The sequence below is a fragment of the Streptomyces sp. NBC_00250 genome (assembly GCF_036192275.1).
Classification (GTDB): domain Bacteria; phylum Actinomycetota; class Actinomycetes; order Streptomycetales; family Streptomycetaceae; genus Streptomyces.
Map to the genome: position 1 here is coordinate 7,429,762 of NZ_CP108088.1, position 13,171 is coordinate 7,442,932.

The following is a 13,171-nucleotide window of genomic DNA, read 5'->3' on the forward strand; positions in this document are numbered from 1 at the left end:
TGGACGGCATGGACGGCATGGACGGCATGGACGGCATGGACGGCATGGGTCGCACGGAGATCAGGCCCTGCCGCGCCGTCGACGTGCCCCTGCTCGACCGCCACCTTCCCGCGCCCGGGGCGCCGACGCGCCACGCGGACCGGTTCGCGCGCCAGGAGGCCGGGACGGGCACGTACCTCCTCGCCTGGCGGGACGGGGTGCCCGTCGGCCACGGACAGGTCCGCTGGGACGGCTGCGCGGCCCCCGAGGTGCGGGCGGCGGTCGGGGCGTGCCCGGAGTTCAACGGCCTCGACGTACGGGCGGAGCTCCGCGGACAGGGCATCGGTACGGCCCTGATCCACGCGGCCGAGGAGCTGGCGCGGGGGCGCGGCGGAACGGTCCTGGGGCTCGGGGTGGGGCGGGACAACCCGCGAGCGGCGGCGCTGTACGCGCGGCTCGGCTACGAGCCCGCCGTGGCCTACACGGACCGCTGGAGCCGGACGGACGCGGAGGGCCGCACGCACGCGTACGCCGACGCCTGCACCTTCCTGGTCAGGAACCTGGTGCCGCCGAGCGCCCGACCGGCAGGGGCGGTTCCAGGGCCCCTCTGAGGGCCTCCGCGACCGCTGCCGCGATCCGGGCGTGGCCCCGGTCGTCCGGATGCAGTCCGTCCGCCAGGTGCTCCGGGCCCAGGAGCGGCCGTCCCGGGAGGACCAGGAGCCGCCCGTCGCCCTCGGCCGCCAGGTCCCGGCCCGCCCGCTCCATGGCCCTGCGCAGCTCCGTGAGGGTCGCTCCGAGGGCGTTGCGGGTGTGCTCGGCCGCCGGGCGCAGGACGGGGGAGACGATCAGCAGCGGGGTGTCCGGGTGGCCTCTGCGGACCAGGCCCACGAAGGCCCGGACCGTGGCATAGAGCCAGTCGGCCGTCGCGGGCACCGTGGACCAGCAGTTGGTGCCGAACGCGAGGGTGATCACCTCGCCCTGGAGCCGCGCCAGGTGCTCGGCGAGCGGGAGTTCGCCGCGTGCCCCGCCCGCGTACCCCAGGTTCACCGGGTCGAGGCCGAGGAGCCGGCCCGCGGTGGCGGGCCACGAGTGGGCGGGACGGGTCGACCACCAGCCCTCGGTGATCGAGTCGCCGTGGACCAGCCAGCGCGGCCGGGCGGGGGCGGGGGAGAGGGCGCCGCCGAGGGCCCGCAGGGCGAGCGGCACCGGCGCCTGGCCCTCCGGGAGGTGGACGGTGAAGACGCCGCCGCCAGGGGGCAGTGGGAGCGTCACGGTGGCCTCGGGGGCCGGGGCGACACAGGCCTCGCCCACGAGCCGCGTACCGCTCCAGAGGGCGAAGCTGTGGCGCAGCTCGGCCAGCGGGTCGTCGGGCTCGGGGACGGCCGCCCGGTAGCGCAGCCGCACCGCGCGCGTGCCGGGAGCGGCCGTGAACTCGATCCGTACGCCGATGGGCAGCGCGGCCCGCTCGGCGATGTCCCACGGCAACCGCTCCAGGTCGTCCGGGTCGGCGCGCACCGGCCGGTCCCCGTCCAGCCAGGCCGTGCCGCGCAGGAACGGTGCCGGGTCGAGCCAGCCCACCTGGGCCTCCGATCGTCGGGTCGTCGAGGGCTCGCAGCGTGGGTCATGGGGCACGAGGAGTCAATGCGCGCGCGGGGACCGGTTCACACCCCCAATGTGTGGATTCATGCGGGGGAGCGCAATGTTTCCCCGTCCGTGCCCCAAGCGCGCAATGATCATCCGGCAGTGCGCAACAACCCTGCATTACGAGTGCGAACCCCGGACCCTTAGGCTCATGCCTCGTACCAGGAGTGGCGGGGACCGCCTGCTCGGCGGTTCCCCTCCCTTCGCGGGCTTGCCTCGTCATGCCCGCGTGCCGCCGCGGTCCCACGCCCCGCCTACAGGCAGCGATAAGGAGCCTCCGCAGTGCTGGACCACGGCGCAGCCCCACCGGTCGAGGAATCGACCACCCGCAAGACCTCCGCCCTCGGCGCACTGACCCGGCGCAAGCCGGTGGAACTGCTGGTCGCAGAGGGTGGACAGGGTGAGGGTGGCAATCTCCGCCGCTCGCTCTCCATGTGGCAGCTGACCATGATCAGCATCGGTGCCACGCTCGGCACCGGGATCTTCGTCGTCCTCGGCGACGCCGTTCCGAAGGCCGGCCCCGCGGTCACCATCGCCTTCGTCATCGCCGGCCTCACGGCCCTCTTCTCGGCGCTCTCGTACGCCGAGCTGGCCGGCTCCATACCGGTCGCGGGCTCCTCGTACTCGTACGCTTACGCAACGATGGGTGAACTCGTCGCCTGGGTCTGCGGCTGGTGCCTGGTCCTGGAGTACGGCGTCTCCGTCGCCGCCGTGGCGGTCGGCTGGGGCGAGTACCTCAACGAGCTGCTCGACGGCACGATCGGGGTCACCATCCCCGACGTGCTCTCCTCGGCTCCGGGCGAGGGCGGGATCGTCAACCTGCCCGGTCTGATCGTCGTGATGCTGGCCATGGTGTTCCTGCTCGGCGGCGCCCGTGAGTCCGCCGTGGTCAACACGATCATGGTCGTGGTGAAGATCGCCGCGCTCGTCCTCTTCTGCGCCATCGGCTTCATGGGCTTCAAGTCCGGCAACTACAAGGACTTCATGCCGCTCGGCACCGCGGGCGTCAGCGCCGCCGGAGCGAGCCTGTTCTTCTCGTACATCGGCTTCGACGCCGCCTCCACGGCCGGCGAGGAGGCCAAGAACCCCAAGCGCGACCTGCCGAGGGCGATCATGCTCTCGCTGATCATCGTCACCGCGCTCTACGTGCTGGTCGCCGCGGTCGCGGTCGGCGCGTGGAACTGGAAGAAGTTCGACGGCTCCGAGGCCACCCTTGCGGCGATCATGAACGACGTCACCGGCCAGACCTTCTGGGGCACCCTGCTCGCCGCCGGCGCCGTCATCTCCATCGCCAGCGTCGTCCTGACCGTGCTCTACGGCCAGACCCGCATCCTCTTCGCCATGTCCCGCGACGGCCTCGTGCCGAAGGCCTTCGGCAAGGTCAGCGCCAAGACCGGCACCCCGCGCGTCAACACGGTGATCGTCTCCGTCTTCTGCGGCGCCCTCGCCTCGGTCATCCCGCTGGGCAAGCTCGTCGACGCCACCAGCATCGGCACCCTCTTCGCCTTCGGCCTGGTGAACATCGCCGTCATCGTGCTCCGCTACACGCGCCCCGACATGCCGCGCACCTTCAAGGTGGCGTTCGGGCCGGTCTTCCCGGTCCTGGGCTTCATCTTCTGCGCGTACAACATGTTCAGCCTCGACGCCGTCACCTGGGTGGTCTTCGGTTGCTGGATGGCCGCGGGACTCGTGTTCTACTTCCTGTACGGCATGAGCCGCTCCCGACTGGCCACCGCAGCGTCAGCAGCATCAGCAGAGAAGTGATCCACCCGTAGTGCGACTCAACGACCTCGACGAACGCATCGTCCACGCCCTCGCGGAGGACGCCCGTCGCTCCTACGCCGACATCGGCTCCCTCGTCGGGCTCTCCGCGCCCGCCGTCAAGCGGCGTGTGGACCGGCTGCGGGCCGAAGGCGCCATCACCGGCTTCACCGTACGGGTGGACCCGGCGGCGCTCGGCTGGGAGACCGAGGGCTTCGTCGAGATCTACTGCCGCCACAACACCTCGCCGGACGACATCCGGCGAGGTCTGGAGCGGTATCCCGAGGTGGTGTCCGCGTCGACCGTCACCGGTGACGCGGACGCCGTCGTCCAGGTCTTCGCCTCGGACATGCGCCACTTCGAGCGGGTCCTGGAGCGGATCGCGGGTGAGCCCTTCGTGGAGCGCACCAAGTCCGTCCTGGTGCTCTCGCCGCTGCTGCGGCGCTTCTCCTCGGGTTCGCCCGCGTAGGGACGGCCCGTGGGCCGGGGCGGTGCGGGCCGTGGTTCCCGCACCGCCCTTCGCCCGCCCACCCCCGTGGGGCGGACTACTCGGTCGGGTAGACGAACTCCCAGGGCACGACCTTGAAGTCGCCCGTACCCTCCTTGACCTTCTCGAACGGTGCGCCGCTGATGCACGGCGGCACCTTGTCCTTCTTCGGGTCGGCGGTCATCCACGTGTAGCCGAGCCGGTCGCCGGCCGCGTCGTCGTGCACCGTGACGCCGACGCGCGCCTTCCGGAACTCCTTCACGTCGGTCTCGACGACGACACCCGACACGACGGCCACCTTGCCGCCCGTGGTGAGGCAGTCGACCTTCACCTTCGCGTACCCGCCCCAGTCCCCCTTGTAGTGGCTGAAGCGGAACGTGCCGGTGGCCTTCATCGGATCCTGCCGGTTCTTCTCCGCCAGGTGTGCGTCGAAGGTGAACGTGATGTCGTCCCCGGCCGGCCGGTACAGCTTCGCGGTGCCGGTCAGCGCGGCGGCCTCCGAGACGGCGGCGGGGGCCGCGGCCGGGGCGGGAGCGTCGTCCGCCGAGGCGGCGGCGATCCCCCCGGCCCCCAGGGTGAGCAGGACGGCGGCGGCGACGGCGACGATCTTCGTGCGGCGGTTCATGGCTACTCGGTCCTTTCGGCAGGTCGTCCGGGGTTCCTCCGGACGACCACCACTCTTCCGCGCGGACCGCGCCGGGACGTCGCGCCGTGGGACGGTCCTCGTCTCCGCCGCGCGGCGGGGGAGCCGTCCGCCCCCGGGCGGAGCCGTCCGCCCCCGGGGCGGAGGTGTACGGCTCCACGCCGGGGGCGTACGCAACGAATCGCCGCGGTGGCCGCGGATCGCGCAACGGTTCGACGGTCGGTCCGCAACGCTGCCGTCTTGTCCCCGCGCGGCGCGAAACCGTACCGTTTTTGACGTCTTCCCCTTGTACTCCGACCCCCGAGGATCACGCATGCCCGCGCTGCGCACCGCCCTGCTCCAGAGCTCCGGTGAACTCGGTGACGTGGCCGCCAATCTCAAGATCCTCGACGAGGCCGCCGCCCGCGCCGCGGCCGCCGGAGCGGGCGTGCTGCTCGCCCCCGAGCTGTTCCTCACCGGCTACGCCATCGGCGCCGACATGGCGCGCCTGGCCGAGCCGGCCGACGGCCCCTCCTTCCGCGCCGTCGCGGCGATCGCCGTGCGCCACGGCCTGGCCGTCGGCTACGGCTACCCGGAGCGGGACACCGAGCGGCACGGGGTCCTCTACAACTCCGCGCAGCTCATCGGCGCCGACGGCGTCCCGCTCGCGCGGTACCGCAAGACCCACCTCTTCGGCGACTTCGAGCTGAAGTGGTTCACCCCCGGTGACCGGGCGGTCGTCCAGGCGGAGGTCGACGGCGTCACCGTCGGCCTGATGATCTGCTACGACGTCGAGTTCCCCGAGAACGTGCGGGCGCACGCGCTGACCGGTACGGACCTCCTCCTCGTACCGACCGCGCTCATGCACCCCGCCGAGATCGTGCCGCTGTCCGTGGTGCCGGTCCGTGCCTTCGAGAACCAGCTCTACATCGCGTACGCCAACCGGACCGGCCCCGAGGGCGGGTTCGAGTTCGTCGGCCTCTCCACCCTGGCCGGCCCCGACGGCACCGCCCGCGCCCGTGCCGGGCGCGGGGAGGACCTCGTCATCGGCGATGTCGACCCCGACTTCCTGGCGGCCTCCCGCGCGGAGAACCCCTACCTCCGCGACCGGCGCCCGGGCCTCTACGGCCCCCTCGTCTGAGCCGCCGCCTCCCCGCCTCCCCGACCTGCCTCACCTTTTCCGTGCAAGGAGTCCGTACCCCATGACGTCCACGGTGCCCACGACCGCCGTCCCCCACAGCGACGGCCAGCCGCCGATCACCATGTTCGGTCCGGACTTCCCGTACGCCTACGACGACTTCCTGGCCCACCCGGCCGGGCTCGGCCAGATACCGGCGACCGAGCACGGCACCGAGGTCGCCGTCATCGGCGGCGGGCTCTCCGGCATCATCGCCGCGTACGAGCTGATGAAGATGGGCCTCAAGCCCGTCGTCTACGAGGCCGACCAGATCGGCGGCCGACTGCGTACCGTCGGCTTCGAGGGCACCGCCACCGAGGGTCTCACCGCCGAGATGGGCGCCATGCGCTTCCCGCCCTCCTCGACCGCGCTCCAGCACTACATCGACCTGGTCGGCCTGGAGACCACGCCGTTCCCGAACCCGCTGGCCGAGTCGACCCCGTCGACCGTCGTCGACCTCAAGGGCGAGTCGCACTACGCCACCACCGTCGACGACCTTCCGCAGGTCTACCGCGACGTGATGAACGCGTGGAACGCCTGTCTCGACGAGGGCGCCGACTTCTCCGACATGAACCAGGCCATGCGCGAGCGCGACGTCCCGCGCATCCGCGAGATCTGGTCGAAGCTCGTCGAGAAGCTCGACAACCAGACCTTCTACGGCTTCCTCTGCGAGTCCGAGTCCTTCAAGTCCTTCCGGCACCGCGAGATCTTCGGCCAGGTCGGCTTCGGCACCGGCGGCTGGGACACCGACTTCCCGAACTCCATCCTGGAGATCCTCCGCGTCGTCTACACCGAGGCCGACGACCACCACCGCGGCATCGTCGGCGGTTCGCAGCAGCTGCCGGTGCGGCTGTGGGAGCGCGAGCCGGAGAAGATCCTCCACTGGGCGCAGGGCACCTCGCTCAGCTCCCTGCACGAGGGCACCCCGAAGCCGGCCGTGACGCGGCTGAACCGGACCGCCGGCAACCGGATCACCGTCACCGACGCCTCCGGCGACATCCGCACCTTCCAGGCGGCGATCTTCACCGCCCAGTCCTGGATGCTGCTCTCCAAGATCGCCTGTGACGACTCGCTCTTCCCGATCGACCACTGGACGGCGATCGAGCGCACCCACTACATGGAGTCCTCGAAGCTCTTCGTGCCCGTGGACCGGCCGTTCTGGCTGGACAAGGACGAGGAGACCGGCCGTGACGTCATGTCGATGACGCTGACCGACCGGATGACCCGTGGCACGTACCTCCTGGACGACGGCCCGGACAAGCCGGCCACCATCTGCCTCTCGTACACCTGGTGCGACGACAGCCTGAAGTGGCTGCCGCTGTCCGCGAACGAGCGGATGGAGGTCATGCTGAAGTCGCTCGGCGAGATCTACCCGAAGGTCGACATCCGGAAGCACATCATCGGCAACCCGGTGACGGTCTCCTGGGAGAACGAGCCCTACTTCATGGGCGCGTTCAAGGCGAACCTGCCGGGCCACTACCGCTACCAGCGCCGCCTGTTCACCCACTTCATGCAGGACCGGCTGCCCGAGGACAAGCGGGGCATCTTCCTCGCGGGCGACGACATCTCCTGGACGGCCGGCTGGGCCGAGGGCGCGGTGCAGACGGCGCTCAACGCGGTCTGGGGTGTGATGCACCACTTCGGCGGCGGCACCGACGCCACCAACCCGGGCCCGGGCGACGTGTACGACGAGATCGCCCCGGTCGAGCTGCCGGAGGACTGATCACAGCTCTCTAGGGCCTGGTCAGGGGCGTGAGGAGCATCCGTCCCACCAGGCCCACCGAGCGGTCGAGGCGTTCGGTGAACTCCTCGGCCAGCTCGGGAAGGCCGCGCAGCTGCCAGAGCGAGCGCGCGGCGAACCAGGCCCCGTCGCGGGCCCGGTCCAGGCTCCAGCAGCCGAGCAGATGCGTCAGCGGGTCCGCGACCTCCAGGAGGTCCGGGCCCGGCATCAGTTCCTCCCGGATGCGCTCCTCCAGGAGGACGAGGATGTCGCCGACCCGGTCGAACTCGTCCTCCAGGTCGGCGGGTGCGCACTCCAGGATCCGGCAGGCGTCGACCACCGCGAGGGCGAGGTCGTGGCCGATGTGGGCGTTGATCCCGGCCAGTGCGAACTGCAGCGGCCGTACGCCGGGATGGCGCCGCGAGTGGAAGAGGGGCCGCCAGCAGGCGGGGGCGGGACGGCCGGTGGCGACGGCGTCGACCGCCGCCAGGTACCGCTCGGCGAACCGCACGTCGAGGGTCGCTGCGGCCCGCCGGTCGGCGAAGCCGCCCGACTCGACGGCGTGGCCGATCTCCTCGGTGACGGTCAGATAGACCCGGTTGAAGACGGCGACCCCGTCGGCCGGATGCCAGGCCGAGCGCAGCGCCCGCATCCGGTCCACCACGGGGTCGACCGCGAGGAACGGGCCGAGCGACGGCCCGATCCTTCCGGTCTGCCCGCTCTGCTCGGTCCGCCGGGTCTGCCCGATCTGATGGGTCTGCGCCATGCGGGCAGGCTCCCAGTCGCCGGGCCCGCGAGGGAACTCCTCGGGCCCGGCTTACCCAGAACGGGCGAATCACTCAGTTCTTCGACAGCGGCTCCTCGCTGGAAGTGCTCTCGTACGAGCTGGTGCCGGAGTCGAGCAGAGGCTCCTGCTGCTTGAGGTGGGCCGGGGCGAAGGCCCGCAGCACGTGGTAGCCGGTGATGACGACGATCGTGCCGAGCGCGATGCCGCCCAGCTCGAAGGTGTCCGTGAAGGTCAGCTTCACCCCGCCGACGCCGATGATGATGCCGGCGGCGGCCGGCACCAGGTTGAGCGGGTTGCGCAGGTCCACCTTGGCGTTGATCCAGATCTGGGCGCCGAGCAGGCCGATCATGCCGTAGAGGATCACGGTGATGCCGCCGAGGACACCGCCGGGGATGGCGGCGACGACCGCGCCGAACTTCGGGCAGAGGCCGAAGAGCAGGGCGAAGCCGGCGGCGGCCCAGTAGGCGGCCGTGGAGTAGACCCGGGTGGCGGCCATGACGCCGATGTTCTCGGAGTACGTGGTGTTCGGCGGGCCGCCCACGGCCGTGGAGAGCATCGAGGCGGCGCCGTCGGCGGCGATCGCCGTGCCGAGCTTGTCGTCGAGCGAGTCGCCGGTCATCTCGCCGACGGCCTTGACGTGCCCGGCGTTCTCGGCGATCAGGGCGATGACGACGGGCAGCGCGACCAGGATCGCGGACCACTCGAAGCTCGGGCCGTGGAACGAGGGCAGGCCGATCCAGTCGGCCTGGGAGACGCCGGAGAGGTCGAGCCGCCAGTGGTCGGTGACCTGGCCGCTCGCGGACATCGAGTGGATCTGGCCGAAGACCAGGTCGAAGATCCACGAGATGCCGTAGCCGAAGATCAGGCCGAGGAAGATCGCGATCCGGGACCAGAAGCCGCGCAGACAGACGACGGCGAGGCCGGTGAACAGCATCACGAGGAGGGCCGTCCACTGGTCCTGCGGCCAGTACGTCGCCGCGGTGACCGGGGCCAGGTTGAAGCCGATCAGCATGACGACGGCGCCGGTCACGATCGGCGGCATCGCCGCGTGGATGATCCGCGCGCCGAACTTCCGGACCGCCAGACCCGCGAGGAAGAGCACCGCGCCGACGACCAGGACCGCGCCGGTCACGGTGGCGCTGGTGCCGCCGGACGCCCGGATCGCGGCGGCGACGCCGACGAAGGAGAGTGAGCAGCCCAGGTAGGAGGGGACGGTGCCGCGGGTCGCGAGGAGGAAGATCACGGTCGCGACACCGGACATCATGATCGCGAGGTTGGGGTCCAGACCCATGAGCACCGGAGCGACGAAGGACGCACCGAACATCGCGACCACGTGCTGGGCGCCGAGGCCGACCGTACGGGGCCAGGAGAGCCGTTCGTCCGGGCGGACGACGGCTCCGGGAGCGGGTGTCTTCCCGTCGCCGTGCAAGGTCCAGCGCACGCCGAGGTTCATGAGGTCGCTCCCGTTCTCCGGTTCCGGCGGCCGTGTCACGACCGCAAAAGATCAGCCACATGCTATGCGCCGCAGGAGAGGGGAGCGTCCGTCCGGGCCCTGGTCCCGCCAGGGCCCGGACCGCGGACGAGGGCCGGACAGGCCTTAGCCGACCGGGCCCGGGGTCTTCTCCGGAGCGGGCTTCGCCGACGCCGGCTCCCGCCCGCCGGCACCACCGGACCTGAGGACGCCCGCGCCGAGGACGAGCCCCAGCGCGAGCAGGGTGACCAGGCCGAACGAGAAGACCAGGGAGGTCGCGTCCGCGATGCCGCCGATCGCCGAGGGCGCGATGAGTCCCGAGGTGTACGTGATGGTGGCGACGCCCGCGATGGCCTGGCTGGGGTTCGGGCCGCTGCGCCCGGCCGCGGCGAAGGCGAGCGGGACGACGACAGCGACCCCGAGTCCGATGAGACCGAATCCGGCCATCGCGACGGCGGCGTGCGGGGCGAGGACGACCAGGACACCGCCGAGGGTGGCGACGGCGCCCCCGACCCGTACGGTACGGACCGCGCCGAAGCGGTCCACGACCCGGTCGCCCGCCAGCCGTGCGACGGTCATCGTCAGGGCGAAGGCGGTCGTGGAGGCGGCCGCGAGCCCCGCGGAGCTGCCCAGCTCGTCCCGGAGGTAGACGGCCGACCAGTCGAGGCTGGCGCCCTCCGCGAACACCGCGCAGAAGCCGATCGCGCCGATGACCAGTGCGGACTTCGGCGGAAGGGAGAAGCGCGGCGGCGGCTCCTCGTCCGGAGTGCTGCGCATGTCGAGGACGCCCTGGCAGAAGAACAGGCCGAGGGCGGTGAGGACCAGGGCCGCGATCAGATGGTGGAGGCGGGCGTCGCCGCCGAGGTGCGCGGCGACCGTGCCGGCCGCGGAACCGACGAGGGCGCCCGCGCTCCACATGCCGTGCAGGCTCGACATGATGGACTTGCCGAGCCGGTTCTCGGTCTCCACCCCGAGCGCGTTCATCGCCACGTCGGACATGCCGGCGGTCGCGCCGTACACGAAGAGCGCGGCGCACAGGCCCCAGATGTTGGGCGCGAGTGAGGGCAGCGTCAGGGCGAGCGTCCACAGGGCGAGCAGTCCGCGCAGGGCCGTGCGGGCACCGAAGCGGTGGGAGACGGCCCCGGCGAGCGGCATGGCGACGGAGGCGCCGAGGGCGGGGAAGGCGAGCGCGAGCCCGAGCTGTCCGGCGCTCACGCCCGCGTGCTCCTGGATCCAGGGGATACGGGTGGCGAAACTGCCGGTCACGGCGCCGTGGACGCAGAAGACGGCGGCGACGGCGAAACGCGCGCGCCGCAGGCGATCGATGCTGGAGACGGTCTCCGCCGCCATGGGCCCTCCCTGGGGGTGGTGGTGTGGCTCTGTCGGGTGGTGTGGCGCGTAAACTATCAGGAACCCTGCCTGATAAATAGATCACGGGATGGCATCCGCGCCGGAGCCCGTCTGAGAGGATCGCCGCATGGCCGCATCCCCGAGCACCGCACGAGCCATCAACGACCGGTTCGCCCTGCGACTGCTCCAGGACGAAGGCCCGTTGACGGCCACTCAGCTGAAGACCCTCACCGGACTCTCCCGGCCCACCGTCGCCGACCTCGTCGAGCGCCTCCAGGGCTCCGGGCTCGTCCATGTCGTCGGGGAGTCCGGAGCCGAGCGCCGGGGCCCCAACGCCAAGCTGTACGGACTCGTCGCCGACCGGGCGCACCTCGCCGCCCTCGACGTACGCACCAGCTCCGTCTCCGTCACCGTCGCCGACCTGCTCGGCACCACCCTCGCCGAGGCCTCCGTACCCGTCGGCGACGACAGCGGCACCGGACCCGCCGTCGAGAAGGCGGTCGCGCTCCTGGAGCGCACCGTGAAGGAGGCCGGCGCAGACCGGCTGCACACCGTGGCCGTCGGCGCCCCCGGCCTCATCGACCCGGCCACCGGCGAACTCCGCGACTCCTCGGGACTGCCCGCCTGGCACCGGCGGCTCGTCGGCGTCCTCCAGGAACGGCTCCCCGCCCACGTCCTCGTCGAGAACGAGACCAACCTCGCCGCCGTCGCCGAACTGCGCGAGGGCGCGGCCCGCGACCGCGAGGACTTCGTCCTCCTCTGGCTCGGCCAGGGCGTCGGCGCCGCGGTCGTCCTCGACGGGCGGCTGCGCCGCGGAGCCTCGGGCGGCGCGGGCGAGATCGGCTTCCTGCCGGTACCCGGCACCTCGGGGGTCCCCTCGTCCACCGGCTGCGACGGCGGCTTCCACGAGCTGGCCTGCGCGGCCGCCGTCGAGACCCTCGCCGCCGCGCACGGCCTGGCCCCGGCGGAGGCCCTCGCCTCGGACCACGCCCCCTTCCTCGACGCCCTCGCCCGACGCCTCGCCATCGGCGCGGCCGCGGTCGCCTCCGTCCTGGACCCCGGCTGCGTGGTCCTCGCCGGGGAGACCGGCCACCAGGGCGGCGCCGGACTCGCCGCGCGCGTGGAGGCCGAACTCGCCACCCTCTCCCCCTTGCGTACGGAGGTCCGCCCGACCGCCCTGGGCGACGCGGCGGTTCTGCGCGGCGCCCTGCTCCTCGCCCGGGACGCGGCGCAGGACGCGCTCTTCGGAGCGCCGACGGTGGGACTCTAGAACGCCGGGACTCCAGAACAGGGCTCCGGGCGGCACCCGGCTTCAGGCGCCCGCCGCCGGGCCGCCCGGTCCGCCGAACCGTCCCGCCAGGAACTCGTCGAAGGTCACCCGGCCCACCGCGCGGTCCGGCGCCAGGTGCTCGCCGCGCCGCAGTCCCCGGTAGACCTTGCCCGGCAGCGGCACCTCGACGAGGCGGCGCCGGCGCCCGCTCGCCCGCAGGTAGGAGCGGGCCAGCTCGACGAAGGTCCGGATCTCGGGGCCGGCCATGTCCTCCACCCGGCCCGCCGGCGGCCCCGCGGCCAGCTCGGCGAGGCGCGCGGCCGCCTCCGCCACTTCCAGCGGCTGGTCCCGCACGTCCTTGGGCAGCAGCATCACGGGCGGCTTGGCCAGGCCCTGGAGCAGCTGGAGGACCAGGTCGTGGAACTGGGTGGTGCGCAGCAGCGTCCAGCCGAGGCCCGAGCCCTGGATCATGCGCTCCACGGCGTACTTGGTGCGGTAGTAGCCGAGCGGTACCCGGTCGACGCCGATGATCGAGATGTACAGCAGGTGCGGCACCTCGGCGCGCTGCGCCGCCTCGATCAGGAGGCGGGCCGCGTCCTTGTCGCCGCGCAGGATGTTGCTGCAGTGGACGACCGTGTCCACCCCGTCGACCGCCCGGTCGAGCAGCGGCCCGCCCTGCCGCAGGTCGACCGCGTACGGCGGGGAGTGCCTGCTGAGGACCCGTACCTCGTGGCCGTCGGCGCGCAGACGCTCGCAGACGGGCCGGCCGAGGGTCCCCGTGCCGCCGGTCACCAGGATCGTGCTCATGCCTCCAGACTGACCGCCCTCGGCGTCCTCCGCACACGCGGAGCGCCGCGCCCCGGACAGGGGGGCGCGGCGCTGTGGGAGCCCGGCGGCGGCAAGGGC

The 13,171-nt window shown here is 72.3% G+C and carries 12 protein-coding genes; 6 read left to right on the forward strand and 6 right to left on the reverse strand.

Going from position 1 to position 13,171, the window contains the following annotated elements; all coding sequences use genetic code 11:
* Window positions 1-8: 8 nt before the first annotated feature.
* A complete protein-coding gene (locus tag OG259_RS33725) occupies window positions 9-590 on the forward strand; it encodes a GNAT family N-acetyltransferase (RefSeq protein ID WP_443052154.1) in 582 nt (193 codons plus the stop codon).
* Here the strand turns inward: OG259_RS33725 and OG259_RS33730 are convergent.
* A complete protein-coding gene (locus tag OG259_RS33730; RefSeq protein ID WP_328947256.1) occupies window positions 532-1,557 on the reverse strand; it encodes a GDSL-type esterase/lipase family protein in 1,026 nt (341 codons plus the stop codon). The two genes, OG259_RS33725 and OG259_RS33730, sit on opposite strands and share 59 nt — an antisense overlap.
* Before the next feature lie 345 nt (window positions 1,558-1,902).
* On the opposite strand from OG259_RS33730, the gene OG259_RS33735 reads away from it, so the two are divergent.
* On the forward strand, window positions 1,903-3,384 hold the full coding sequence (locus OG259_RS33735; protein ID WP_328945674.1) for an amino acid permease: 1,482 nt from the start codon (window positions 1,903-1,905) through the stop codon (window positions 3,382-3,384).
* Between the two features lie 10 nt (window positions 3,385-3,394).
* Window positions 3,395-3,850 carry an Lrp/AsnC family transcriptional regulator gene (locus tag OG259_RS33740; protein ID WP_015032260.1) on the forward strand — a complete coding sequence of 152 codons (456 nt, stop codon included), beginning with the start codon at window positions 3,395-3,397 and terminating at the stop codon, window positions 3,848-3,850.
* A 76-nt stretch (window positions 3,851-3,926) separates the two neighbouring features.
* On the opposite strand, the gene OG259_RS33745 is transcribed toward OG259_RS33740, so the two are convergent.
* Window positions 3,927-4,493: a Repetin gene (locus OG259_RS33745; RefSeq protein WP_328945675.1), complete on the reverse strand. Its 567-nt coding sequence runs from the start codon at window positions 4,491-4,493 to the stop codon at window positions 3,927-3,929.
* A gap of 331 nt (window positions 4,494-4,824) precedes the next feature.
* On the opposite strand from OG259_RS33745, the gene OG259_RS33750 reads away from it, so the two are divergent.
* Complete coding sequence (locus OG259_RS33750; protein WP_328945676.1) at window positions 4,825-5,631, forward strand: carbon-nitrogen hydrolase family protein; 807 nt, start codon at window positions 4,825-4,827, stop codon at window positions 5,629-5,631.
* A gap of 61 nt (window positions 5,632-5,692) precedes the next feature.
* Complete coding sequence (locus tag OG259_RS33755; RefSeq protein WP_328945677.1) at window positions 5,693-7,390, forward strand: flavin monoamine oxidase family protein; 1,698 nt, start codon at window positions 5,693-5,695, stop codon at window positions 7,388-7,390.
* A gap of 10 nt (window positions 7,391-7,400) precedes the next feature.
* Here the strand turns inward: OG259_RS33755 and OG259_RS33760 are convergent, their stop codons facing one another.
* From OG259_RS33760 to OG259_RS33770, 3 genes are all read right to left on the reverse strand, one after another.
* A complete protein-coding gene (locus tag OG259_RS33760) occupies window positions 7,401-8,153 on the reverse strand; it encodes a DUF5995 family protein (RefSeq protein WP_328945678.1) in 753 nt (250 codons plus the stop codon).
* Between the two features lie 73 nt (window positions 8,154-8,226).
* Window positions 8,227-9,627 carry a uracil-xanthine permease family protein gene (locus OG259_RS33765; RefSeq protein WP_328945679.1) on the reverse strand — a complete coding sequence of 467 codons (1,401 nt, stop codon included), beginning with the start codon at window positions 9,625-9,627 and terminating at the stop codon, window positions 8,227-8,229.
* A gap of 144 nt (window positions 9,628-9,771) precedes the next feature.
* A complete protein-coding gene (locus OG259_RS33770; RefSeq protein WP_328945680.1) occupies window positions 9,772-10,995 on the reverse strand; it encodes an MFS transporter in 1,224 nt (407 codons plus the stop codon).
* Window positions 10,996-11,122: 127 nt separating this feature from the next.
* On the opposite strand from OG259_RS33770, the gene OG259_RS33775 reads away from it, so the two are divergent.
* Window positions 11,123-12,265 carry an ROK family transcriptional regulator gene (locus OG259_RS33775; RefSeq protein WP_328945681.1) on the forward strand — a complete coding sequence of 381 codons (1,143 nt, stop codon included), beginning with the start codon at window positions 11,123-11,125 and terminating at the stop codon, window positions 12,263-12,265.
* Window positions 12,266-12,307: 42 nt separating this feature from the next.
* On the opposite strand, the gene OG259_RS33780 is transcribed toward OG259_RS33775, so the two are convergent.
* Window positions 12,308-13,072: an SDR family oxidoreductase gene (locus tag OG259_RS33780; RefSeq protein ID WP_328945682.1), complete on the reverse strand. Its 765-nt coding sequence runs from the start codon at window positions 13,070-13,072 to the stop codon at window positions 12,308-12,310.
* Window positions 13,073-13,171: the final 99 nt, after the last annotated feature.